Raw genomic sequence first — 22,809 nt, 5'->3', positions numbered from 1 at the left:
TTCGCACCGCGCGGAAAAACAATATGGCGGCCGGTCGCCCGATCCGTCCGGCTGCCCGACGGCGAGTCCCGGCAGGCGCAAAACACGGGGCCGCGACCGGCGTCAGCGTGTTAACATGCTCGTTTAACGTATCAGCCGGCCCGTCCGGCATGCCCTGCCTACATGCGTATTTTCCGTCTGCTCAAGATCGCCTCCGTCGCCAGCCGCTTCGGCCTCGACGAAATGGTGCTCGAACATGAGCCATCGGGTCGCCTGGTTCGCCTGGCCAATGCCCTGCAGTTCTGGCGCGACCTGTCGACGCCGCGCGCCGAGCGCCTGCGCCTGGCCCTGGAAGCGCTGGGGCCGATTTTCGTCAAGTTCGGCCAGGTCCTGTCGACCCGGCGCGACCTGATGCCGACCGACATCGCCGACGAACTGGCCCGCCTGCAGGATCGCGTGCCGCCTTTCGATTCGGCGCTCGCCCTGGCCGAAATCGAGAAAGCCTACGGCCGCCCGGCCAGCGAAGTCTTTGCCGAATTCGACCCGGTGCCGGTCGCCTCGGCCTCCATCGCCCAGGTGCACTTTGCCCGCCTGAAGACGGAGGACGGCGGCCACGAAGTGGCGGTCAAGATCCTCCGCCCGAACATGCTGTCGGTGATCGAGCACGATCTGGCGCTGATGGACAACTTCGCGATGTTGCTCGAGAAAATCTGGGCGGACGGCAAGCGCCTGAAGCCGCGCGAGGTGGTCGCCGAGTTCGCCAAGTATCTGCGCGACGAGCTGGACCTGATGCGCGAAGCGGCCAATGCCTCGCAACTGCGCCGCAACTTCAGCGACTCGACGTTGCTGGTCGTGCCGGAAGTCCATTGGGACTGGTGCACTTCCACCGTCATGGTGATGGAACGCATGGTCGGCACGCCGATCTCGCAGATCGACAAATTGCGGGCCGACGGCATCGATCTGTCGAAGCTGTCCGCCGCCGGCGTCGAAATCTTCTTCACCCAGGTTTTCCGCGACGGCTTCTTCCATGCCGACATGCACCCCGGCAACATCTTCGTGCATGCCGACGGCCGCTACATCGCCCTCGATTTCGGCATCGTCGGCACGTTGACCGACAGCGACAAGAACTACCTGGCCCAGAATTTCCTCGCCTTCTTCCGCCGCGACTACAAGCGCGTCGCCGAAGCCCACATCGAATCCGGCTGGGCGCCGAAGGAGACCCGGGTCGATGAATTCGAAGCCGCCATCCGCGCCGTCTGCGAGCCGATCTTCGACCGCCCACTGAAGGACATTTCCTTCGGCAAAATCCTGCTTCGGCTGTTCCAGACCTCGCGCCGCTTCAACGTCGAGATCCAGCCACAACTGGTCATGCTGCAAAAAACCCTGCTCAATATCGAAGGCCTCGGCCGTCAGCTCGACCCCGAACTCGACCTTTGGAAAACCGCCAAACCCTTCCTCGAACGCTGGATGAGCGAACAGGTCGGCTGGCGCGGCCTGCTCCGCACCTTCAAGCAGGAAGCCCCCTACCTGGCGCGCACCCTGCCGCAGCTGCCGCGCCTGGTACACCAGTCGCTGGCCCAGGGCCCGAAGGCCGATTTACAACCGCAGATCGACCGCCTGATCGCTGCCCAGCAGCAACAAAACCGCTGGCTGGCGATCATTGCCGTACTGCTCGCGCTGCTCGTCAGCGCGCTTTTTGCCTGATCGCCGATGGCCACCGTCACTTTTACCAGCCTCACCGAAGAAAACGTCGCCGAATGGTTCGCCACCCGGGAGCTCACCAAAGCCCGGCCGTACGTCGATCAGGTCACCGACCTTGAAATCAAGGACAGCCAGATCAGCGCGGTCATTCCCGGCACCGCCCGCACCCCGTATGTCGCCCAAGCCTACCTGAGCCAGACGCAGAGCGGCGAAATGGCAGTGATCAGCCGTTGCTCCTGCACCCAGGGCCGCCACTGCAAGCACGTCGCCGCGATGCTGTTGAAAGCCGTCGCCGAAGGCAAGCCGAAGGAAGGTGCCAGCCCGAGCGCCAGCACCAGCGCGCTGTCCTGGGCCGACGATCTGCGCCGCGTCTCGATCGCCGTCGCCAAGAAGAAAGCCCGGCCGGTCGGCGCCCGGCAGCAGTTGTTCTACATCCTGAAATGGACCGCCGACCACCTCCGCTTCGGCGTCGAGATCCGCAAGGGCAAATACCCGGAAAGCGCCGAGGAATGGTGGAAAGTCGATCGTGCGCTGATCACTCCGCCGCAGTTCGTCACTGAAGAAGATCTCGGCATCCTTCGCCTGATCTGGGCCGAACGCGGCCATGAAACCGGGCTGCGCGCTTTTGGCCTGGGTCCGAAACACGGTGCCGAAATCCTGCAACGGATGGTCGCCAGCCATCGCCTCTACCCCGAGGACGATCTCGGCCTGCCGCTCAATGCCGGCGCCACCCGCCCGGCGAGCATCGGCTGGCAGGTAGACGGCATGGGCTTCCAGCGGCCCTACCTGATTCCCGAGCCGACGGCCGGCATGATCATCGCGGTCGATCCCCCCTGGTATCTCGACCTGAACGACGGCGAAACCGGGCCGCTCGACGTCGCCGGCAATCCGGCCGTCATCTCGCGCCTGTTCTCGCTGCCGCCGCTCTCGGCCAGCGAGGCGGCGCTGGTCGCCGACGCCCTGAGCGAGCAGGCGCCCGAGCTGCTGCTCCCGGCCGAGGACGTCAAGGCCCGCCTGCGGCTGGTCGATGCCCCGCTGCAAAGCATCCTCCAGATCGAAACCCTGCATACCCACGGCCAGCGCACCTGGCGCGGTTATCCGCAGAACTTCAGCGGCGGCCTGTTCGACGTCGCCCGGGTAATTTTCCGCTACGCCGATGCCGACATCCGACCGGAAGAAAAAAGCGAGTTCATCACCTTGCCGGAAGGCGAGACCATCCGCCTGAAGCGCCGCCCGGAAGCCGAGAGCAAGGCCCTGGCTGCGCTCGTCGCGAGCGGCATGCAGAAGATTCCGAGCCACACGCTGCACACCTTCGGCAGCCCGCCGGAAGGCATTTACGGCCTGGCCGACGAGGGGCGCTGGCCGCCCTTCATGCAGGAAGGCATCGGGCAATTGAAGGAAGCCGGCTGGCAGGTCGAGTTTCCCGACGATTTCCGCCACCACGTTATCGAAGTCGATGGCTGGGAAGCCGAGCTGTACGAAGCGGAAAACGGCTGGTTCAACCTCGACATGGGGATCATCGTCGAGGGCGAACGGATGCCGCTCGCCCCGTTGCTCGCCGGCCTGTTCCGCCGCGACCCGCGCTGGCTGGAAGCAGCCGAACTGGAACGCATCCCGGACGACGAAGGCATCGAACTGCATACCGCCCAGGGCAAGCGCCTGCGCGTCCCGGCCGGTCGCGTCAAGCCGCTGGCGGCAACGCTGATCGATCTGTTCGACGGCTTCACCGGCGGCGAAACGCTGCGCCTGTCGCGTTTCGACGCGCCCCGCCTGGCCGAACTGACTGACGTCAGCCGCTGGGAATTCCGCGGCCAGAGCGACGTCTTTGCCATGGCCGAGCGCCTGAAAGCGGCGCAGGCGATCGGCGACATCGCGCCGCCGGCCGGCCTCTGCCTGGAACTGCGGCCATATCAGAAAGAAGGCCTGGCCTGGCTGCAGTTTTTGCGCGAACAGAAGCTGTCCGGCATCCTGGCCGACGACATGGGCCTCGGCAAGACGGCCCAGACGCTGGCCCACCTGCTGCTGGAAAAGGAAGGCGGCCGCCTCGACAAGCCGGCGCTGATCGTGCTGCCGACCTCGCTGATCTTCAACTGGAAAAGCGAGGCGGCGCGCTTCGCGCCCTCGCTGCGCGTCCTCTCGCTGCACGGCCCGGAACGCAAGAGCCGCTTTGGCGAGATCGACCAGCACGACGTCGTGCTGACGACCTATCCGCTGCTCTGGCGCGATGCCGAAGAACTGATGCAGCACAGCTACCACCTGCTCATCCTCGACGAGGCGCAGACGGTCAAGAACGCCCAGAGCCGGAGCGCCGAAGCGGTGCGCAAGATCGACACCCGGCACCGGCTGTGCCTGACCGGCACGCCGCTGGAAAACCACCTCGGCGAATTGTGGAGCCAGTTCGACTTTCTGCTGCCCGGCTTTCTCGGCGCCAGCAAACAGTTCACCAAGCACTGGCGGACGCCGATCGAGAAGCAGGGCGACACCCGCCGCCGCGATTTGCTGGCCCGCCGCATCCGCCCCTTCATCCTGCGCCGGAAGAAAGAAGACGTGGCGCAGGAACTGCCGCCGAAGACCATCATCATCCGCAGCGTCGAACTCGAAGGCTCGCAACGCGATCTGTACGAAACCGTGCGCGCCGCGATGGACGCCAAGGTCCGCGACGAAATCGCCAGCAAGGGCTTCGCGCGCAGCCAGATCGTCATTCTCGACGCCCTGCTCAAGCTCCGCCAGGTCTGCTGCGACCCGCGCCTAGTCAAGGCCAATGCCGCCAAGAAGGTCAAGGAACGGGCCAAGCTCGACCTGCTGATGGGCATGCTGCCGGAACTCGTCGAAGAAGGCCGGCGCATCCTGGTCTTCTCGCAGTTCACCAGCATGCTGGCGCTGATCGAGCACGAACTGGACAAGCTCAACCTCGGCTATGTAACGCTGACCGGCGACACCGTGCACCGCGAAACGCCGATTCGCCGCTTCCAGGAAGAGGACGTACCGATCTTCCTGATCAGCCTGAAGGCCGGCGGCGTCGGCCTCAACCTGACCGCCGCCGATACCGTGATCCACTACGACCCGTGGTGGAATCCGGCCGTCGAGAATCAGGCGACCGACCGCGCCCACCGTCTCGGCCAGGACAAGCCGGTGTTCGTGTACAAGCTGATCGTCGGCGGCAGTATCGAGGAAAAGATTCTCGCGCTGCAGGAACGCAAGGCCGAACTGGCGGCCGGCATCCTCTCCGAAGATCACCGCGTCGACGTCAAGTTCGGCACCGACGATCTGGCCGCGCTGTTCGAGCCGCTCCCCGGCTAGCCGGGCGACGACCAATCGCGGCATTCGACAAACCTGATACGGGAGTGAAAATGCGCCGCCTGATCGTGTTGTTCGCGCTGGTCCTGAGCACCGGCGCGGCCCTCGCCGAAACGTGGATGGTCCGGCAGAAAGTCGCCGGCAGCTTCGCCGACACCCGCGACACCGTCGTCATGGCCATCGAAAACCGTGGCCTGGTGGTCAATTACACCGCGCACATCGCCGACATGCTGCAGCGCACCGGGGCCGACATCGGGGCCAGCCGCCAGATCTACGACAATGCCGAAATCATCGAATTCTGCTCGGCCAGCCTGTCGCGAAAAATGATGGAAACCGACCCGCACAACATCGTGCTCTGCCCCTTCGCCATCTCGATCTACACGCTGCCGGGCGAGAAAAGCACAACCTGGGTGGCCTACCGCAAGCCGCAGGGCGCCGCCGCCAAACTGGTCGAACCGCTGCTCAGCGAAATCGCCGCCGAGGCGGCGCGCTAGGCGGGTCCTTGGCGCAGTAAGACGTCACCCAGCGCCGGGGCGGAATACCCCGGGCCGGGTGTCCTAGCGCTTATCCGGACTGGCGTATCCGATCGGGGCTGGTGCCAACGCCAGAATCCGTTGATAGAGCCGCTCCGCTTCCTCCTTCGGCTTTATGCCAAACAAGGGGTTGTCGTTTTCTAGGAAAGTCGCATCGATCTCGGCCCAGTCTTCCGGCTGTAGCAAGGACTCGGCCAAAGGAATCAGCACCTCTTCCTCGGTTTTCATGTGGGCATACTCGAAGTCGATATAGCGACCGGCCGTGCTGAAAAAGTCCTCTTTCGCGCCAAGGTCGTTCGCCTGATAGCAGAGCAGTTGCTGCTTCAGGGTTTCGATCATCGGATAGCCGAGCGCGTGTTCGCGCTCCAGTTTCGCCACCAGCGCTTCGGCGTCGGGCGAACGGCGCCGGACCGCGGCGAATAGATACTTGTCTTCCTTCGGATGATGCCAGCGATCGGGATAGGCGACGATGTAGTCGAGAATGGCCTTGAGCAAGGGAAAGTTCGGCTCGGCTCCGCCGTGGATCTCGTTGATCAGATGGCGCAGGGTGTGGAGTACAGCGGCAATGGCGAAATGTTCGTCTTTGATGATGCGGATGGCTTCGGGATACATAGAGCTTTCCTTCAATAAAATTAGCGGTACAGAACCAGGGGCCCAACCGATGCCAGATCACAGGTTCCGGTGAGGGCCATCGACACATCAAGTTCCTTGCGGATCAAAGCCAAGGCAAGTTCCACGCCATCCTTGCCCATGGCCCCCAAGCCGTAAAGAAAGGCCTTGCCTATCATGACACCCTTGGCGCCGACGGCGAGCGCCTTGAGAACATCTTGTCCGCTTCTGACACCGCCATCGAAAAGAATTTCCGTGCGCTGGCCAACCGCGTCCACCACCGCCGGCAGGGCCGCAATGCTCGATATCGCACCATCCAGTTGCCGTCCGCCGTGATTGGAAACGACGATGGCATCGGCCCCGGCGTCGACTGCCAGACGGGCATCCTCGGGATCGAGTACCCCTTTGATGATCAACTTGCCCGGCCATTGTGCTTTGACCCAGGCGACGTCGTCCCAGCTCATCGCCGGCTCGAACTGCGACATGATCCATTGCCCCATGCTGGTTTGCTTGTCCTGCTTGGGCAGAAAACCGGCCAGATTGCCGAAGGTCATGCGTTGGCCGAGCAACTGCTTGATGCCCCAGGCCGGCTTGTAGGCCAGATCGAGCAGATTGGCGGCGGTCAGGCGCGGCGGCACCGTCAGACCGTTCTTCAAGTCGCGGTGGCGCTGGCCCTGGATCTGCAGGTCGGCGGTCAGCACCAATGCCGAGCAGCCGGCCTGGCGGGCGCGGGCGATCAGGGAACTGACGAAATCCCGATCGCGCATCACATACAGCTGAAACCAGAACGGCTTGGCACAATGCGCCGCGACGTCCTCGATCGAGCAGATCGACATGGTGCTCAGGGTGAAAGGAATGCCCGCCGCCGCGGCCGCCTGCGCCGCCAGAATCTCGCCCCGGGCATGCACCAGCCCGGTCAGACCGGTCGGGGCGATGACCACCGGCATGGCGGCCTTTTCGCCGACCAGCGTGCACGCCAGATTGCGTTGCGAGACATCGACCATCACCCGCTGGCGAAGACGCAGGGCCTGCAGATCGCGACGATTGTCGTTGAGCGTCTGCTCGTCATACGAACCGCGGTCAACGTAATCGAAAATGGCTCGCGGCACGCGTCGTTTGGCCAACCGGCGCAGGTCTTCGTTGCAGGTGATGACGCCCATCTCAGGCCGCCTTGTCGGCGGCGAGGTGGTGGTAGCCGCGATTGAAATACACTAGGCCCGGCTTGGCGTCGCTCTGCTGCATATCGAGCACTTCGCAGAAAAAGATGGTGTGCGAACCGATTTCCTGTACCTGGACGATCCGGCAATCGAAGCTGACCAAGGCCTCGGCAAACGCCGGGCTACCGGTCTCCAGCGTAGACCAGTGGGTGCGGGCGAAACGCTCGTCCATCGGAATCTCCCGATTGGCGAAAACGCCCGACAATTCCTGCTGCGCGGCCGCCAGCAGATTGACGCAGAGCACGCCGTTATCGACAAAAAACGGATGGGCGTAGGAAGAACGATTCATGCACACCAGCAGCGTGGGCGGCTGATCGGTCACGGTGCACACGGCCGTCGCGGTAAACCCTGCCTTGCCGCGCGGACCATCCGTCGTGATGACATTGACGGCGCCGGCCAGCATGGCCATACCGTTGCGATAACGAGCGATCTCAAGCATTTGCAATTCCTTTCGTTCCTTAAATGTCGAGAACCAGCCTGGCGGTCTTGGCTCGCGAACAACACAGCAGAATCTGGTCGTTGTCGGACTTTTCCTCTTCGGTCAGATAGACGTCCCGATGATCCGGCGTTCCTTCGATGACATCGCACAGGCAGGTGCCACAGACGCCCTGCTCGCAGGACACCTTGATCTTGATGCCGACCTTGGCCAGCGCATCGACAATGCTCTGGCCTTCCTCGACCTTGACCGTCGTACCGCTGCGCCGGGCTTCGACCTCGAAGGCGGCGCCCGAACTGTCGGTATCGACCTGGAAGAATTCGCGGTGAATCGCCTCGTCGGCAAAGCCGAGCGCCTTGGCACTGTCGATCACCCAGCTCATGAAGCCGGCCGGACCGCAGACATAGACATGTGTGCCGGCCACCGGGTCGCCGAGAACGGCGGCCAGATCGAGGCTCTCGGCACCCTCTTCACCGAAATGGGTATGCACCCGGTCGCTGAAGACACACGCTGCCAGCTCGTCGAGAAAGGCGCAGGCGGCACGACTGCGACCGCGGTAATGCAACTCGAAATCGGCACCATCGGCCGACAGGGCGTAGGCCATCGCGATCATCGGCGTGATGCCGATGCCCCCACCGATCAGAACGCTGCGCCGAGCGCCGCTGACCAGCGGAAAATGATTGCGCGGCAGGCTGACCCAGACTTCGTCGCCCTCTTGCAGCGCAGCGTGCGCCGCCAGCGAACCGCCCCGGGACTGTGGGTCCTTGAGGATGCCCAGGCGATAGACGTCGCGCTGCGCCGGGTCGCCGCACAAGGAATATTGCCGTACCAGCTCGGGCGACAGGTGGATATCCACATGCGCACCGGCGGAAAAAGGCGGCAGGGCGCCGCCCTCCGAATCAACGAGATCCAGCACCAGTACGCCGTGGCCCTGTTCCTGCCGTCGTTTGACGACAACCTTGATCTTGTCTTCTGCCATGTCGATCTCTTTTCTCTATTGGTCTTGATGAATGACGCCTGCGCTTAACGCATGAAGATGCCGCCATTTACATCCCAGGTCGCCCCGGTGGTGAAGTCGGCTTCCGGGGAAGCCAGTTGTACGGCCAAAGTCGCCACGAACTTCGGGTTGCCCAGGCGCTTGACCGGTATGGTCTCGATGATTTGGGCCAGCCGCTCGGCCGGCACCGCCGCCCGCACCGAGGGCAACTCCATCGGGCCGGGGGCGATCGCATTGACCGTCACGTTGGCCGCGCCGAGTTCGCGGGCAAAGATCTTGGTCAGCGTGATGATGCCGGACTTGGACGACGCATAGTGCGCGCCGGAAGCCGTGCCGCCGTTCTGCCCGGCCAGCGAGGCCAGGTTGATGAGCCGGCCGTAACCGGCCTTGGCGAAGGCGGCACCGAAAACCTGGCAACTCAGGAAAGTGCCGCGCAGATTGATGCTGATCACCCGGTCGAATTCCTCCGGAGTGATCTGCATTACCGGCGTCGTCGGCGTGATGGCGGCGTTATTTACCACCACCTGCAGACCGCCCCAGTGCTTTTCGACGGCCGCCAGCGCGGCTTCGAAATCGGACTTGCTGCTGACGTCGAGCTTCAACGCCAGGATATTCGCGGCGTCGCCGACCAGGCTGCTGGCCCCCGTTGCCGCCAGCGCTGCGCTGACGTCGGTGACGACCACTTTATAGCCGGCATCGAGAAACTCCTGGGCGATGATCTGGCCCAAGCCCTGCGCGGCACCGGTAACCAAGGCAACCTGGCTCATCTTGCGCTCCTTAAATGATGTAGGCGATGCCTTGGAGGGCATCGTCGGCATTGATCAAACGGATGATCTTGCGATCGATCTTGAAACTGTCGCCCGCCTTGACCAGCTCGAAGGTCACATCGGCCGTGTAATGGCGGATGGTTTCCTTCTTGAACTCGCACAGGTTCTGGGCACAGCGCACGGTGACGCGATCACCGGCTTCGGCCAGGATGCGGAAGCGCGAGGTGGTGCGGATCGTCCGGGCGGTCGGCACGGTCGAAATCGACTCGCCGCTGCCCAGGCGATAGACCCGCTTGGCGCGCATCACATGATTGTCGTAGGCGTAGTTGAGGGTATTCAGGAAGTCCGTTTCGAGCGGGTCGATGGGAATGATGTAGAGGCCGTCGGCGGTCCACAGATCCAGCCAGGGCTGGAATTCGCCGTGATCCAGCATGTCGGCTTCCTGCCAGATGAAGGCGCATACTTGGGAGATCAGATTCGTATTCATGATTTTTTTCCAGGTTGGTTGGTGGATCAAGCGGTCATCAACTTTTTCCACTGCTGATAGGCGGCGCGCATGCCGGTTTCAGCACTGACGTCGCTGCGCCGGCCGTCCTCGGTCTCGACCTCCTTGGGCAGACCGCGATTCAGCAGGATCCACAGATCCTTGCCGGCGCTGGCGCCCTTCTGCACCCGTTCCCACGCTTCGGAGTCGTCCGGCGTGCCAAAACCCATCGGGCCCTGGAAGTGTTCATGCATGCGCAGACGCGCACAATTGGCCTCTTCCGGTCCGCCATCCATGGTCAGCACGACGTGATGGATTTCGGTTTCATCGACGGCGATCGGCTGCAGCACTCGGAAGAAAGCCATCGAACAGGCGATATTCGGGAAGATGTTGAGGTTAAAGCCGGAACCGCCGACGGCGCGGACGATGCGCCGCACTTCCTCTTCGCTGTGCTTTTCGCGCAGCTGCTGGGCCAGCTCTTCAAAACGCGCCGGAATCGGGGCATCGAGATTGGCTTCCAGGTCGACCAGTTCAGGAATCATCACCATCACGCTGTGACCGTTGCCCAGGTCTTCGACGTAGCCGGAACCTTCGACAAAGTCGAGCATGTCGAGCGTCTGCTGGTCTACCGAGGAGAGGAAGGACTTGTGCACCAGCGGGAAATGGTAGGCGTCGGTGGTGTTCTCAAGCTGGATCTTCCAGTTGCCGGGGAAGCGGAAACGATGGGCGTTACCGGCCTTGACCGGATAGCCGCCGCCTTGCTTCATGAACAGGTCCATCCACTTCTTGGCGGCGCCGAGGTAGGTATCGAGCGGCTCGATATCTTCCTTGAAGGTGGCGAAGATCATCCCGGCGTATTCCTCGACGCGCAAGCCGACCAGCGGGTGGTCGCCCTTCTCGAGAATGTCGGCATAGCCTTCCGGGTGCGGTACGCCGCGCAGCGAACCGTCGGTAGCGTAGCTCCAGCCGTGGTAGGGACAGACGAAACTTGCCGCCTTGCCCTTCTTGTGTTCGCAGACCGTGGCGCCACGGTGGCGGCAGCGGTTGAGCAGGACATGGACCTTCATCTTGCGGTCACGGGCGACGATCACCGGCTGCTTGCCGACATAGGTCGTCTTGAAGCTGCCGGCTTCGGGGATTTCGCTGGCGTGGCCGACCCACACCCAGGTGCTGTAAAAGACCTTGTCCATCTCGTCATCGAAGATGGCGGGATCGGTGTAGAGCGAAGTGTGAACGCGGTCGTGCTTGACCAGTTCCTGGTAGTTGCAACTTGCCTTGGCGGGCTTGATTTCAATAGTCATGATTATTTCTTTCTGCTGAGGTTGAGCGGTGTCAGTCAAAAATCGTTTGCTGCCTGTTACTTGGGCACCGGCAGAAGCGCTGTCGCATTCCAGTGATCGACCGGCCGGCTGAACAGGTTCTCGGTGCGGAAATGCGTCATCCGCCAGACGCCTGCCGCACACCGGAAATCCACCGTCAGGCGGGCGGCGTTCAGGTGCGAATCGCCGCTGCTGAAGGTCGAGGTCTGCAACATCACCCAACTGCCGGTCGCCGTATCCTCGGTCACCAGACGAATCAGTTCGGAGGCTAGGAAATGGACGTTGAGGGCGAAATGCGCCGGTTCCACCAGGTACTTGGCAAACATCTGGCGAATGGCCGGCTGGCCGCTCAAGCGTCCGAAGGTCCCGGCGTACTTGTCGCCGACCCCTTCCCAGATGGCATCGGCGGCAAACAGGTCGACCAACTCGTCGAGCGGCGAATCGATGCCCAGTTGGTCGCACAAGACCATGTAGCGGTTCATGCAGGCGCGAATGGCTTGCTCGGACTCCAGCCGGGCCAGTCGGGATTGCAGTTGCAGCAGGATTTCGTCGGCAGACATGGGCAGGTGCTCGCTGGTTTCGGAAATGCCGCGGATCAATCCGGAATGACCAGGGCACGACCGACGCGGGCCTCGACGCGACAGTACTTCCACAACTTGTAAGGGCCATCGCCGACCGGCAGGGTACGGAACTGGTTGCAGGCAGCGGTGACCGTTTCGATATCGGGCACATCGGCCAGCACGTAGGTGGTCCATGGCGCGGCAAGCGACGGGCCGACCATGATCCGGTCGTCGTCCATGTTGCCCAGCACATTGACGCCAGGCAGCTTTTCGATGCCCTTCATCATGGCGCTGAAAGCCCCCCAGACATCCTTCGCTTCTTCCGGGGTGGCATCGAAAAAGTTTTGATTCACGCCGATACAGAACAGCGTGCGCAGCGGGGTCATTTTTTCGCTCATGTCTTTTCTCCTTGGGGTTGGTTGATCTAGAGGTAACCGGGCAGCGGCGGCAGATTGAAGAACATCGCCCCGGCGTTCTGGTAAGTGATGTCGCCCATGAAGGCGTGCTGGGTCACCATTTGCGCATCGCGGACACAGGCGGCGAGCGGGCTGGATTCATAGACGCCGGTCATGCCGGAAAGCATCTGCACGGTGCGCGCCACCTCGGCGGACACCCGGGTGGCGTGGGTCGCCGACAGGCGCAGCATGCTGACCTGCTGATCGCTCGGCGTGCCGCCGGCCAGCAAGACCTGCCAGACATCGTCGATCGCTTCGTAGAACCAGCTGCGGGCCGAACGCAAGGCGGCCTCGGACTTGGCGACATCAAGCTGGACATAGATCCGGTCGCCCAGACGGGGCGCGCCGGTCACCGAGCTGCGGCCGGAAGACATCGCCACCAGCTCGTCGAGCGCGGCGCGGGCAACGCCAAGGGCCACGGCCGACAGAACTTGCGCCGCGAAGGCCAGCGTCGGGTAGCTGTACAAGGGCTCGTCGAGCGAGGATTTGCCGCCGCGCACAAAGGTCCATTCTTCGGCTACCACGACATTCTCGACCACCAGGTCGTGACTGCCCGTGCCCTGCAGCCCGGCGACATCCCAGTTCGGCTCGATCCTGACCTTACTGCGCGGCATCACCGCCATGCGCGGCAAGCCGACGGCGTCGCCGCGCGTCGGCGCGATGCCGACGCCGACCACATCGGACCCCATGCAGCCGCTGGCGAAACTCCAGCGGCCGTTGATCATCAGGCCACCTTCGACATAGTTGGCCGGGCGCGGCGGGAAAATGCCGCCGGCGAAGACCAGGTCAGGCGTCTCGGCATAAAGCTGTTGCAGCGTATCGACCGGCAAGGCCGCGAGATAGACGCCACCGATGCCGAAACTAGCCACCCAGCCAGCCGAGCCATCGGCGGCGGAAATGGTTTCAACCAGCTGGCAGAACTCGGCCGGCGATTTTTCGTCGCCACCGAAACGTTTGGCGACCAGGGCGCGATAGACGCCCAGGGCGCGAAAACGCTCGATGATGTCCTGCGAAATGAATTTCTGGGTTTCAAATTCTTTCCGGCGCTTCTTGATCTCGACCAGCAAATCGTCGAGTCCGGCCGGCCCGGTGCTCGAGGCACAAACATCCGAAGGGGCTTCTGTTGCCATTAACATGGGGTTCTCCAAAGCGGGTTGGGGTTTAACTGCCGGGAAATGTGCGTCGCCACGGCGCACAGCAATTCATCAGCTCCCTTGGCGGCCACCAGTTGCAAGCTGATGGGAAAATCGCCGGAGGGCTTGAGGGGAATCGAAATCGCCGGGTGACCGGAGAGATTGAAAGGGCGGACCAGCGAGGTCATGCTCAGTAGCTTGGTCGTATCGGCCGCGTTTTCGATGCGCGGCGGCGCGTCGGGCAAGGTCGGCAACGCCAGAATGGATACCTTTTCCAGCGCGGCATCGACTTCGGCGGTGAAATCGCGGCGCACCGCTTCGGCCCGCATCACATCCTCGGCCGTCCAGCGCGCGGCGGCGAGCAGGCGCTGCATCACGTCCTGGCCGACCAGGCCGGTCGAAACCAGCGCGCCACAGGCGGCCCAGGTCTCGACATTGATAATCACCATGCCCGCGTCGTAGGCCGCCGCGAATTGTTCAAGACGCAGATCGCTCAGCGCCAATTTGCTGGCCGCCAGCGCCTCGTTGACCGCCTGACGCACCGCGTCGCTGGCCGGCACGTCGAGCACGCCGATGCTGACCCCGGCGACCGCCGGCAAGTCGCCGAAACCCGGATCGATCGCCCGCATGCCGGCGACCAAGGTTTCCATGTCCGCCGCGAAGGGGCCGACGCAATCCAGGCTGCTCACGGCAGGCATCACGCCCTGCCGACTGACCCTACCGAACGTCGGCTTCAAGCCGAAGACGCCGCAGCAGGCGGCCGGCACCCGGATCGACCCGCCGGTATCGGTACCCAGTGCCAGTTTCGCCCGGCCGGCAGCAACCGCCGCCGCAGAACCGCTGGACGAGCCACCGGGCACATAGGCCGGGTAGAGATAATTGAGCGGCGTACCGGTCCACAAATTGACACCGGTCGTTCCGAAGGCCAGTTCATGGAGATTCGTCTTGCCGACCACGTGATAGCCGTGCGCCAGCAAATGCTCGATCACCTCGGCATGGGCCGCCGCCGGGGCAGCGTTTTCAAGCGCCCGGCTGCCGGCCCGGGTCGGGAAACCGGCGATATCAATGGTGTCCTTGACCGCCACCGACGGTCCGGCACCACCAATATCCAACTCCTGAACAAATAGCGTCATCACGCATTCCTTAGATTCATTTATGAAGCATCGACAAACGCCTGGCGAACCGGTTTGCGGCACGAAAATCGTTTGCACGTAAAAAATTTAAGCTCAATTACGTGAATAGTCAAATGATTACGGTAACTTTTTTTCTACCGCACCAATCGCGTGCAAAAAGTCGGTCGGCGCACCTAATTAGGGCAAAAAAACGGAAGCAGGCGAAGCCCTCGCGAAGCCGGGCGATTTCTGGTTATCAATATGTTTTTATTGAAATTATTTTTAACTTCAACGATCGGACCAAAGACTCATAAAGGCCAGGAAAGGGGCTTTTACGGCCACCCATTTCGCATGTAAATTATTCGACAATTCAAGCGAATTTTGCAGCAAACAAGCGATAACATTTAGGCAAACAAGCAATGAAAACACCATCAGCGCTGCCTCCTCTTCCCTATCACGCCAAGCACCCCGCAAGGCACTCAAACAAAGGAAACTCGACATGCCAAACCTCAATCTCTACCTCGTCGCGGGCTACTCCGACGAACAAAAATCCCGCCTGCTGGGCCGCCTGACCGACGCGGTCGTCGACAGCCTGGACGCCCCACGAAGCGCCGTCCGGATATTCCTGATCGAACTTCAGGAAAAACACATCAGCGTCGGCGGAATCACACTTTCGCTACTGCGCGAACAACAAGCACCTGATGTTGTGCACGCCGGACCGACGATTCACGCCATGTTGATTGCCGGAAGGAACGAACGACAAAAATCTGCCCTAATTGCCTCGCTAACCGCAGCCGTCGGTGAAACACTCGGCATTCCGGACGATACCATTCGCATAATTGTTGCCGATATCCCCAATACCAACTTCGGAATGAACGGCGTCACTGCCAAATCACTCGGCCGATAGTCCACAAGCGCCGTCGCACCAACTTGGTGTCGCTTTCTTGCACAAGCCCCCGTCGCGTGCCCGGCAAAACCACTTTCGCTCGACGGCCCATCGGGCATTGCCGCAATATTCGACTCAAACAATTCACTAAATCCTCCACAAAAAACTGGCCTACCGGCCCGAAGAATTCCCAGAAACACACGAAATGCAACAACACATCACCATAAATAACAACGACTTATAATTTATTCAAGAAACTTGTTATGAGTTATATCATAATGTTTTTGCTTCGCGTTACTTGATTTCTCATGTGATTTATCGTTTCACTTTTCTCTTTTTTGGCACACCCCTTGCTTAGAAGGAATCCGGCCCCATCGGATTTGTGGATGCACGGTTTGGCCAAAGCATTTCGGTAATCACAAAAATTAGTCTGACTCACCTTTCCCAAGGAGAAATTTCATGTTCGTTCAACGCCTTGTCGGTTCGCTGTTAGTTGGAAGCTTGTGCCTGAGCTGCGCACACGCTCAGGTCAAAGTCGGGGTCGTGTCCTCGTCTACCGGACCGATCGCACTGGTCGGCATCCCCCAGAAAAACACCGTACCGCTGATGCCGGCCAAGGCCGGCGGACAAACCATCCAGTACATCTCGCTTGACGATGGCAGCGATCCGACGGCCGCGGTTTCCGCCTTCAAGAAGCTGATCAGCGAAGAAAAGGTCGATGCCATCATCGGCCCTTCAGGCTCGCCGAATGCCATGGGCGTCATCCAGTTTGCCGCCGAAGCCGGCGTACCGATGCTTGCCCCGGTCGGCACGGCGGCGGTCGTCCTGCCGATGAACGAGCAGAAGAAATGGGTCTTCAAGACCACGCAGAATGACGACCTGATCGCCAGCGCCCTGATCGAACACATGGTCAAGACCGGCATCAAGACCGTCGGCTTCATCGGAACCGCCGACCCCTACGGCGATAACTGGCACAAGGTTTTCTCCGAACTGGCCGCGAAGAAGAACATCAAGGTTGTCGCCGCCGAACGCTTCCAGCGTCAGGACACCTCGCTGACCGCGCAGAGTCTCAAGATCCTCGCCGCCAGACCGGATGCGGTGCTGATCGCCGCACCGGGCAGTTCCTCGGTGATGCCGCAAACCACGCTGTTCGATCAGGGTTACAAGGGCAAGTTTTACCAGACCCATGGCGCGGCCCTGCCGGACTTCCTGAAACTGGGTGGCAAGAAGGTTGAAGGCACCATTCTCGCTGCCAGCCTGATGCTGGTCCTCGATCAGGTACCCGACAGCAACGCTTCCAAGAAGGTCGCCAGCGAATACGCCAAGGCCTACGAAAAAGCCAATGGCAGCAAGCCCGCCACCTTCGGCGCCAACGTCTACGATGCCGGCCTGCTGCTCGAAAAGGCGATTCCGGTCGCCCTGAAAAAAGGCAAGCCGGGCACCCCGGCCTTCCGTAGCGCCCTGCGCGACGCCCTTGAGCAAATCCACGAACTGCCGGCAACCCAGGGCGTGTACACGATGAGCCCGAGCGATCACAGTGGCTTCGATGAACGCGGTCGCGAGTTGATCACCGTTGCCAACGGGCAATGGACACTCGTTAAGTAAGCCCCCGCCCCCCCGGCCCGCCAGGCAGGCGGTGCCGGGCGGCGGCAGAGTCTCCTTGAAGCAGACAACCAACACCAGAAACTCGCCACGCAACGACAGGGAGCATCCGACACGACCAAGGTGCCGGAAAGAAAAACAGGATGCATTCAGGAAAACAACCACCGGAAAAACAGGCTTACGGGATGCCAGACGTCCGACGCCTTTCCGCCTTGCAGTCAGCCACGAAAGAACCACTCGCATGAACTACCAAATCATGATGCTATTGGGGCAGGATGGGGTGACCAACGGCGCCATCTACGCCTTGCTTGCGCTCTCCATACTGCTGGTATTCACGGTCACGCGAATACTGCTCATCCCGCAGGGAGAGTTCGTCTCCTTTGCCGCGCTCTGCATGGCCGCCATGGAAGCCGGCAAGCCCCTCTATATCTGCTGGCTGCTGCTCGCCCTCAGCCTGGCCGCCCTGGCGATGGACATCAAGGACCGCTACAAGGCGGCTGGCAAGCTGCGCGTCAAAACCGGCGATCTCTCCTTTCCCGTCTATGCGCTCGCCGCCTGCGCCTTGCTCGCCCTCGTTCCGGTCAACGCCGCCGGCAAGCCGCTCCAGGCGCTGCTGACACTGGCCTTGATCGTGCCGCTCGGCCCGCTGATGTACCGGGTATTTTTCCAGGCCATCGCCGCCGGCCATTCGCTGGTCCTGCTCATCGTCTCGATTGCCGTCCATGTCGCCCTCGTCGGCATCGGCCTGCTCATGTTCGGTGCCGAAGGCGCCCGTATCCAGCCCTTTTCCGAAGGCTCGATCCAGTTGGGAGAAGTCAATATCAACAGCCAGACCATCTGGGTCGTCGCCGTCTCGCTCATTCTGATCGTCGCCCTCTATTTCTTCTTCGAGAAGACCCTGTACGGCAAGGCGCTGCGGGCCACCGCGGTCAATCGGCTGGGCGCCGAACTGGTCGGCATCTCGCCCGAGTTGGCCGGCAAGGCCAGCTTTTCGCTGGCCGCGCTGATCGGCGCGCTGTCCGGCATCCTGATCGCGCCGATCACCACGATCTACTTCGACTCCGGATTCATCATCAGCCTGAAAGGCTTTGTCGGCGCGATCATCGGCGGTCTGGCCAGCTACCCGGTCGCCGCCACCGGCGCCCTGGGCATCGGCCTGGCCGAAGCGTTCTCGACTTTCTGGGCGAGCAGCTACAAGGAAGTCATCGTCTTTACCCTGATTCTGCCGTTCCTGCTCTGGCGCTCCCTGGCCCATGGCGGCGTAGAGGAAGAAGAATGAAACCGGTCAACATTTCCCCCAAGACACTCTCCATCCTCGGCGTCGGCATTGCCATCGCGCTGGGCCCGATCGTTCTGCCCGAATACCAGGTCAGCCTGGCCAACAATATCGGCATCTTCGCGCTGGTCACGCTCGGCTTGATCCTGCTGACCGGCGTCGCCGGCATGACCAGCTTCGGTCAGGCCGCCTTCGTCGGGATCAGCGCCTACACCACGGCCTACCTGGCGACCAGCGACCAGTTGCCCGACTGGCTGGGCTGGGCCGGCGGCTCGCCGTGGGCCGCACTGGCCATCGGCCTGCTGCTCACCCTGGCCGTCGCCACGCTGCTCGGCGGACTGACCCTCAAGCTGTCCGGACATTACCTGCCGCTCGGCACCATCGCCTGGGGCCTCTCGCTCTATTACCTGTTCGGCACCCTCGAGTTCCTCGGCGGCCATACCGGCATCAGCGGCATCCCGCCGCTGCAACTGTTCGGCCAGACGCTCGACCAGGGTTACGAGTTGTATTACCTGATCTGGCTGCTCGTCCTGGCGGCGGTGATCGTGACGCTGAATCTGCTCGACTCGCGCGAAGGGCGGGCCATCCGCGCCCTGCGCGGCGGCCAGTTGATGGCCGAATCGATGGGCGTCAATACCTACCGCTCCAAATTGCTCGCCTTCCTCGTCGCAGCGACCTTTGCCGCCGTTGCCGGCTGGCTCTACGCCTACACCCAGCGCTTCGTCGCTCCCGCCCCATTCAGCCTGCAAGCCGGCATCGACTACATGTTCATGGCGCTGATCGGCGGCGTCGGGCAAGTCTGGGGCGCGCTGCTCGGCGCGGCGGCCGTGACCTTCCTGAAGCAATGGCTGCAGGATCTGCTGCCGCACATTCTCGGCAAGAGCGGCAATTACGAATCCATCGTCTTCGGGCTGCTCATCGTCTGGCTGATGCAGAAAGTTCCCGGCGGCATCTGGTCCTGGCTGTCGCCGAAGCTGCCCAACTGGAAGATGAAACAAGCCACCAGCCTCATCGAAACCGACGAAAAGCTGGCCCGTCGGCCGCAACCCCAGGCCGGCGAGATCATTCTCGAGGTCAAGAAAGTGACGCGCCGTTTCGGCGGCCTGGTCGCCAACAATGACCTGAGCCTGAGCGTCAAGGCCGGCGAGATCCTCGCCGTGATCGGCCCGAACGGCGCCGGCAAGAGCACGCTGTTCAACCAGCTGTCCTGCGTCGATACGCCGACTTCCGGCGAAATCCACTTCCGCGGCGTCCAGGTCAATGGCCAGAACGCCCGCCAGATCGCCGGCCAGGGCCTGAGCCGGACCTTCCAGCACGTCAAGCTGCTGCCAACCATGACGGTGCTCGAAAACGTCGCGATCGGCGCCCATCTGCGCGGCGAATGCGGCTTCCTCAGCTCGGCCTTGCGGCTCGACCGGAAGGACGAGGCCAAGTTGCTGCAGGAAGCGCGCTATCAGCTCGAACGGGTCGGCCTCGGCAACTACCTGCATGTCGAAGCCGGCAGCCTGGCGCTCGGCCAGCAACGGATTCTCGAAATCGCCCGCGCCCTGTGCGCCGACCCCTGTCTGCTGCTCCTCGACGAACCGGCCGCCGGCTTGCGGCACATGGAGAAGCAGGCCCTGGCCGACCTCCTGCGCAAGTTGCGCGCCGAAGGCATGGCCGTGCTGCTGGTCGAGCACGACATGGACTTCGTCATGGGCCTGGTCGATCGCGTATTCGTCATGGAATTCGGGCAACGGATCGCCGAGGGCCTGCCCGAGGAAATCCAGAAGAACCCCGCCGTACTTGAGGCCTATCTGGGAGGTGCAGAATGAGTAACGTGGTCGACAAACCCCTGCTGGTCGTCAAGGACCTGTGCGTGTCCTACGGCAAGATCGAAGCCCTGTCGAATGCCAACCTGGCGGTTGGCGAGGGTCAGATCGTCACCGTCATCGGCCCCAACGGCGCCGGCAAGACAACCCTGCTTTCGGCGCTGATGGGCGTCCTGCCCTCGAAGGGCGAGATCTGCCTCGACGGCAAGATCGAAACCTCGCCGCCGATCAAGGAAATGATCGCCCAGGGCATGAGCCTGGTCCCGGAAAAGCGCGCGCTGTTCGCCACGATGACGGTCGAGGACAACCTGCTTCTCGGCTCCTTCCGCTTCCACCGCCGCCCGAAAAAGGAACACGAGGCGTCGATGGAGGAGATGTTCACCCTCTTCCCGCGCCTGAAAGAACGCCGCAATCAACTCGCTGCGACGCTTTCCGGCGGCGAACGCCAGATGCTGGCCCTGGCCCGGGCGCTGATGGGCAAGCCGCGCCTGCTGATGCTCGACGAACCCAGCCTCGGCCTGGCGCCGCTGATCGTCCGGGAAGTTTTCCGCATCATCGCCGAACTGCGGCGCCAGGGCGTTTCCATCCTGCTGATCGAGCAGAACGCCCGCGCCGCGCTGCGCGTCGCCGATTACGCCTACGTCCTCGAACTCGGCCATATCGCGATGGAAGGCCCGGCCTCGGAACTGGCCAACGATCCGCGCGTCATCGAAGCCTATCTGGGCAGCAGCGGCAAGCATCAGGAAATGCTGTCGACATGATCGGCGCAACCGATACGCCCCTGCGCATCACCATCGCCGGGGCCGGAGCGATTGGCTGTACGCTGGCCGCGCGCCTCGCGCTAAGCGGCACCCAAGTCAATCTGCTGGCCCGCGGCAACACCCTCGCCCACATCCGCGAACACGGGGTGTGCCTGACCGATCTCGAAGGCACCCATGTCGCCCATGTAAACGTCGGCGACGGTGCCGATTTCGGCCCGCAGGACGTGATTTTCCTGTGCGCCAAGGCCCAGGACCTGATCGGGCTGGTCACGCCGCTGTTGCCGTTGATCGATGCGCAAACGACCATCGTGCCGGTGGTGAACGGAATTCCCTGGTGGTATTTTGAAAACCACGAAGGGCGTCACGCCGGCCGGATCGTCAAGGCCGTCGACCCGGATGGCCGGCTGAAAGCCCTGATCCCCGGCGAGCGTATCGTCGGCACCGTGGCCTATATCACGGCCGAGAAACTGGCGACCGGCGTCGTCCGTACCGCCAATCCGCTGCGCATGATCATCGGCGAACTGCACAACAGCATCACGCCGCGCGTCCAGCGCATCCAGGCCGTGCTCGAACAATCGGGCATCGCCACGCAGATCAGCGAGCGCATACGCGATGCGCTATGGACCAAGGTCATCGCCAACCTGACCTCGAATCCGCTGTCCGTCGTTTCGGGCGGCACGCTGAACGACATCTACGGCGACCCGGAACTGATGAAAGTCACCCGCCAGATGCTCGACGAGGTACTGCTGACCGCCGCTTCCTTCGGCGCCCGTATCGACCTCGACCCGACATCCTTCATGGCCATGGGCGCCGGCATGGGCGAAGTACGCACCTCCATGCTGCAGGACTACGACAACGGCCTGCCGCTCGAATTGACTTCCATCGGCGATGCCGTGGTCGAGCTGGCCAGCCTGCATGACCTGGCGCTGCCCGCCACCACCACCATCCTCACCCTTGCGCGATTCCGAAGCGCCCTCTCTCGGAAAAAACTGAGCCAACAGAAGGAGAAAGCATGAACCGCCCGATCGAGCCCGTCCCCCTCAAACCCGCCCAGTGCAGCGATCAGGAATGGGCCCTGCGTTGCGAACTGGCCGAGTGCTACCACCTGATCGATTACATGGGATGGACCGAAACCATCTTCAATCACATTTCCGCCCGCCTGCCCGGCCCGGCTCATCATTACCTGGTGAACCCGTTCGGCCTGAACTACGACGAAGTCACCCCGGGCAACCTGCTCAAGGTGGACCTGACCGGCGTCAAGCTGGAAGAGTCGCCCTATGACGCCAACCCGGCCGGTTTCGCGCTGCACAGCGCGATCCACGGCGCACGTGACGACATCCACTGCCTGATCCACACGCATACCACCGAAGTTTCGGCCGTCGCCCAGAAGAAGCGCGGCTTCAGCCATAACGATTTTTACGGTGCCCAATTGTTCGGTCGCTGCGGCTACCACACCTTCGAAGGCATCACGCTGTTCGCCGACGAGAAGTCGCGGATGCTCGACAGCATCGGCGACAAGCACATCCTGGTACTGCGCAACCATGGCGTCGCGGTCGGCGAAAGCACCATCGCCAAGACCTTCTTCCTGCTATGGACCGTCCAGCGCGCCGCGGAAATCCAGTGCCAGGCCGAATCGATGCATGGCGAGGACAGCGTGCTGCCCGACGATGTCCGCCAGAAGTGCGCCGATCTGACCGCAATGCTGATCCGCGACAGCGGTTTCGCCCAGAAATTCTTTGACGGCATGGTTCGCAAAATGCACGCCAACAAGGGCCCCAGCTGGTAAGTCCGTACCGGGTTTCCTCGACCAAAGACATCTTTCCCGAGGAAGCCCGACACCCCCGGAAGCATTCCGCTAAAATAGTCGCATTTTC

At 62.3% G+C, this 22,809-nt stretch carries 21 protein-coding genes; 10 read left to right on the top strand and 11 right to left on the bottom strand.

Going from position 1 to position 22,809, the window contains the following annotated elements; all coding sequences use genetic code 11:
• Window positions 1-162: 162 nt before the first annotated feature.
• The 3 genes from ubiB to ACLIKD_RS20500 are packed head-to-tail and all read left to right on the top strand — an operon-like array spanning window position 163 to window position 5,471.
• Window positions 163-1,683: a ubiquinone biosynthesis regulatory protein kinase UbiB gene (gene ubiB / locus ACLIKD_RS20510; protein ID WP_226417471.1), complete on the top strand. Its 1,521-nt coding sequence runs from the start codon at window positions 163-165 to the stop codon at window positions 1,681-1,683.
• A gap of 6 nt (window positions 1,684-1,689) precedes the next feature.
• A complete protein-coding gene (locus ACLIKD_RS20505) occupies window positions 1,690-4,980 on the top strand; it encodes an SNF2-related protein (protein WP_428826485.1) in 3,291 nt (1,096 codons plus the stop codon).
• 50 nt (window positions 4,981-5,030) lie between these two features.
• Window positions 5,031-5,471: a DUF302 domain-containing protein gene (locus tag ACLIKD_RS20500; protein ID WP_428826484.1), complete on the top strand. Its 441-nt coding sequence runs from the start codon at window positions 5,031-5,033 to the stop codon at window positions 5,469-5,471.
• A gap of 63 nt (window positions 5,472-5,534) precedes the next feature.
• Here ACLIKD_RS20500 and ACLIKD_RS20495 read toward each other — a convergent pair whose 3' ends face one another.
• From ACLIKD_RS20495 to ACLIKD_RS20445, 11 genes are read right to left on the bottom strand one after another with little or no spacing between them, the layout of a single operon-like run.
• Window positions 5,535-6,122 carry a hemerythrin domain-containing protein gene (locus tag ACLIKD_RS20495; RefSeq protein ID WP_428826483.1) on the bottom strand — a complete coding sequence of 196 codons (588 nt, stop codon included), beginning with the start codon at window positions 6,120-6,122 and terminating at the stop codon, window positions 5,535-5,537.
• Window positions 6,123-6,142: 20 nt separating this feature from the next.
• Window positions 6,143-7,279, bottom strand: coding sequence for an alpha-hydroxy acid oxidase (locus ACLIKD_RS20490; protein WP_428826482.1), 1,137 nt, complete (start codon window positions 7,277-7,279; stop codon window positions 6,143-6,145).
• A gap of 1 nt (window position 7,280) precedes the next feature.
• On the bottom strand, window positions 7,281-7,775 hold the full coding sequence (locus ACLIKD_RS20485; RefSeq protein ID WP_428826481.1) for a flavin reductase: 495 nt from the start codon (window positions 7,773-7,775) through the stop codon (window positions 7,281-7,283).
• 19 nt (window positions 7,776-7,794) lie between these two features.
• Window positions 7,795-8,751, bottom strand: coding sequence for a PDR/VanB family oxidoreductase (locus ACLIKD_RS20480; RefSeq protein ID WP_428826480.1), 957 nt, complete (start codon window positions 8,749-8,751; stop codon window positions 7,795-7,797).
• A gap of 44 nt (window positions 8,752-8,795) precedes the next feature.
• Complete coding sequence (locus ACLIKD_RS20475; RefSeq protein ID WP_428826479.1) at window positions 8,796-9,536, bottom strand: SDR family NAD(P)-dependent oxidoreductase; 741 nt, start codon at window positions 9,534-9,536, stop codon at window positions 8,796-8,798.
• 10 nt (window positions 9,537-9,546) lie between these two features.
• Entirely contained in the window at window positions 9,547-10,023 is a 477-nt protein-coding gene (locus ACLIKD_RS20470; protein ID WP_428826478.1) for an aromatic-ring-hydroxylating dioxygenase subunit beta, read from the bottom strand.
• Between the two features lie 26 nt (window positions 10,024-10,049).
• Window positions 10,050-11,321, bottom strand: coding sequence for an aromatic ring-hydroxylating oxygenase subunit alpha (locus tag ACLIKD_RS20465; RefSeq protein ID WP_428826477.1), 1,272 nt, complete (start codon window positions 11,319-11,321; stop codon window positions 10,050-10,052).
• Between the two features lie 56 nt (window positions 11,322-11,377).
• The gene (locus tag ACLIKD_RS20460) at window positions 11,378-11,899 is read right to left on the bottom strand and encodes a nuclear transport factor 2 family protein (RefSeq protein WP_428826476.1); all 522 of its coding nucleotides are present in this window, start codon (window positions 11,897-11,899) and stop codon (window positions 11,378-11,380) included.
• A gap of 35 nt (window positions 11,900-11,934) precedes the next feature.
• Window positions 11,935-12,297 carry a hypothetical protein gene (locus tag ACLIKD_RS20455; protein ID WP_428826475.1) on the bottom strand — a complete coding sequence of 121 codons (363 nt, stop codon included), beginning with the start codon at window positions 12,295-12,297 and terminating at the stop codon, window positions 11,935-11,937.
• Window positions 12,298-12,323: 26 nt separating this feature from the next.
• Window positions 12,324-13,490, bottom strand: a complete 1,167-nt coding sequence (locus tag ACLIKD_RS20450; RefSeq protein ID WP_428826474.1) for an acyl-CoA dehydrogenase family protein — start codon at window positions 13,488-13,490, stop codon at window positions 12,324-12,326.
• Window positions 13,484-14,620, bottom strand: coding sequence for an amidase (locus tag ACLIKD_RS20445; protein WP_428826473.1), 1,137 nt, complete (start codon window positions 14,618-14,620; stop codon window positions 13,484-13,486). Before ACLIKD_RS20445 ends, ACLIKD_RS20450 begins: the two co-directional genes overlap by 7 nt.
• A 478-nt stretch (window positions 14,621-15,098) precedes the next feature.
• Between ACLIKD_RS20445 and ACLIKD_RS20440 the strand changes: the two genes are divergently transcribed.
• The 7 genes from ACLIKD_RS20440 to ACLIKD_RS20410 all read left to right on the top strand — a co-directional run bounded on the left by ACLIKD_RS20440 (window position 15,099) and on the right by ACLIKD_RS20410 (window position 22,721).
• On the top strand, window positions 15,099-15,506 hold the full coding sequence (locus tag ACLIKD_RS20440) for a tautomerase family protein (RefSeq protein WP_428826472.1): 408 nt from the start codon (window positions 15,099-15,101) through the stop codon (window positions 15,504-15,506).
• A 438-nt stretch (window positions 15,507-15,944) separates the two neighbouring features.
• A complete protein-coding gene (locus ACLIKD_RS20435) occupies window positions 15,945-17,090 on the top strand; it encodes an ABC transporter substrate-binding protein (RefSeq protein WP_428826471.1) in 1,146 nt (381 codons plus the stop codon).
• Between the two features lie 238 nt (window positions 17,091-17,328).
• Window positions 17,329-18,366: a branched-chain amino acid ABC transporter permease gene (locus ACLIKD_RS20430; RefSeq protein ID WP_428826470.1), complete on the top strand. Its 1,038-nt coding sequence runs from the start codon at window positions 17,329-17,331 to the stop codon at window positions 18,364-18,366.
• The gene (locus ACLIKD_RS20425) at window positions 18,363-20,177 is read left to right on the top strand and encodes an ABC transporter permease subunit (protein WP_428826469.1); all 1,815 of its coding nucleotides are present in this window, start codon (window positions 18,363-18,365) and stop codon (window positions 20,175-20,177) included. The genes ACLIKD_RS20430 and ACLIKD_RS20425 overlap by 4 nt, the downstream gene beginning before the upstream one ends.
• On the top strand, window positions 20,174-20,935 hold the full coding sequence (locus tag ACLIKD_RS20420; RefSeq protein ID WP_428826468.1) for an ABC transporter ATP-binding protein: 762 nt from the start codon (window positions 20,174-20,176) through the stop codon (window positions 20,933-20,935). Before ACLIKD_RS20425 ends, ACLIKD_RS20420 begins: the two co-directional genes overlap by 4 nt.
• Window positions 20,932-21,951, top strand: a complete 1,020-nt coding sequence (locus ACLIKD_RS20415; RefSeq protein WP_428826467.1) for a ketopantoate reductase family protein — start codon at window positions 20,932-20,934, stop codon at window positions 21,949-21,951. Before ACLIKD_RS20420 ends, ACLIKD_RS20415 begins: the two co-directional genes overlap by 4 nt.
• Window positions 21,948-22,721, top strand: coding sequence for a class II aldolase/adducin family protein (locus tag ACLIKD_RS20410; protein ID WP_428826466.1), 774 nt, complete (start codon window positions 21,948-21,950; stop codon window positions 22,719-22,721). Before ACLIKD_RS20415 ends, ACLIKD_RS20410 begins: the two co-directional genes overlap by 4 nt.
• Window positions 22,722-22,809: the final 88 nt, after the last annotated feature.

Origin of the sequence: Azonexus sp. IMCC34842, assembly GCF_050368855.1 — a bacterium.
GTDB classification, from domain to species: Bacteria; Pseudomonadota; Gammaproteobacteria; order Burkholderiales; family Rhodocyclaceae; genus Azonexus; species Azonexus denitrificans_A.
This window is presented reverse-complemented; position numbering and strand designations above follow the sequence as displayed.

What these genes read in the sequence shown, in the direction of transcription:
- ACLIKD_RS20465 (WP_428826477.1), bottom strand. Translation starts at nt 11,321, where the DNA reads ATGACTATTGAAATCAAGCCCGCCAAGGCAAGTTGCAACTACCAGGAA.
- ACLIKD_RS20420 (WP_428826468.1), top strand. Translation starts at nt 20,174, where the DNA reads ATGAGTAACGTGGTCGACAAACCCCTGCTGGTCGTCAAGGACCTGTGC.
- ACLIKD_RS20480 (WP_428826480.1), bottom strand. Translation starts at nt 8,751, where the DNA reads ATGGCAGAAGACAAGATCAAGGTTGTCGTCAAACGACGGCAGGAACAG.
- ACLIKD_RS20470 (WP_428826478.1), bottom strand. Translation starts at nt 10,023, where the DNA reads ATGAATACGAATCTGATCTCCCAAGTATGCGCCTTCATCTGGCAGGAA.
- ACLIKD_RS20410 (WP_428826466.1), top strand. Translation starts at nt 21,948, where the DNA reads ATGAACCGCCCGATCGAGCCCGTCCCCCTCAAACCCGCCCAGTGCAGC.
- ubiB (WP_226417471.1), top strand. Translation starts at nt 163, where the DNA reads ATGCGTATTTTCCGTCTGCTCAAGATCGCCTCCGTCGCCAGCCGCTTC.
- ACLIKD_RS20490 (WP_428826482.1), bottom strand. Translation starts at nt 7,279, where the DNA reads ATGGGCGTCATCACCTGCAACGAAGACCTGCGCCGGTTGGCCAAACGA.
- ACLIKD_RS20455 (WP_428826475.1), bottom strand. Translation starts at nt 12,297, where the DNA reads ATGAGCGAAAAAATGACCCCGCTGCGCACGCTGTTCTGTATCGGCGTG.
- ACLIKD_RS20445 (WP_428826473.1), bottom strand. Translation starts at nt 14,620, where the DNA reads ATGACGCTATTTGTTCAGGAGTTGGATATTGGTGGTGCCGGACCGTCG.
- ACLIKD_RS20495 (WP_428826483.1), bottom strand. Translation starts at nt 6,122, where the DNA reads ATGTATCCCGAAGCCATCCGCATCATCAAAGACGAACATTTCGCCATT.
- ACLIKD_RS20475 (WP_428826479.1), bottom strand. Translation starts at nt 9,536, where the DNA reads ATGAGCCAGGTTGCCTTGGTTACCGGTGCCGCGCAGGGCTTGGGCCAG.
- ACLIKD_RS20505 (WP_428826485.1), top strand. Translation starts at nt 1,690, where the DNA reads ATGGCCACCGTCACTTTTACCAGCCTCACCGAAGAAAACGTCGCCGAA.
- ACLIKD_RS20485 (WP_428826481.1), bottom strand. Translation starts at nt 7,775, where the DNA reads ATGCTTGAGATCGCTCGTTATCGCAACGGTATGGCCATGCTGGCCGGC.
- ACLIKD_RS20460 (WP_428826476.1), bottom strand. Translation starts at nt 11,899, where the DNA reads ATGTCTGCCGACGAAATCCTGCTGCAACTGCAATCCCGACTGGCCCGG.
- ACLIKD_RS20415 (WP_428826467.1), top strand. Translation starts at nt 20,932, where the DNA reads ATGATCGGCGCAACCGATACGCCCCTGCGCATCACCATCGCCGGGGCC.
- ACLIKD_RS20440 (WP_428826472.1), top strand. Translation starts at nt 15,099, where the DNA reads ATGCCAAACCTCAATCTCTACCTCGTCGCGGGCTACTCCGACGAACAA.
- ACLIKD_RS20430 (WP_428826470.1), top strand. Translation starts at nt 17,329, where the DNA reads ATGAACTACCAAATCATGATGCTATTGGGGCAGGATGGGGTGACCAAC.
- ACLIKD_RS20435 (WP_428826471.1), top strand. Translation starts at nt 15,945, where the DNA reads ATGTTCGTTCAACGCCTTGTCGGTTCGCTGTTAGTTGGAAGCTTGTGC.
- ACLIKD_RS20500 (WP_428826484.1), top strand. Translation starts at nt 5,031, where the DNA reads ATGCGCCGCCTGATCGTGTTGTTCGCGCTGGTCCTGAGCACCGGCGCG.
- ACLIKD_RS20425 (WP_428826469.1), top strand. Translation starts at nt 18,363, where the DNA reads ATGAAACCGGTCAACATTTCCCCCAAGACACTCTCCATCCTCGGCGTC.
- ACLIKD_RS20450 (WP_428826474.1), bottom strand. Translation starts at nt 13,490, where the DNA reads ATGTTAATGGCAACAGAAGCCCCTTCGGATGTTTGTGCCTCGAGCACC.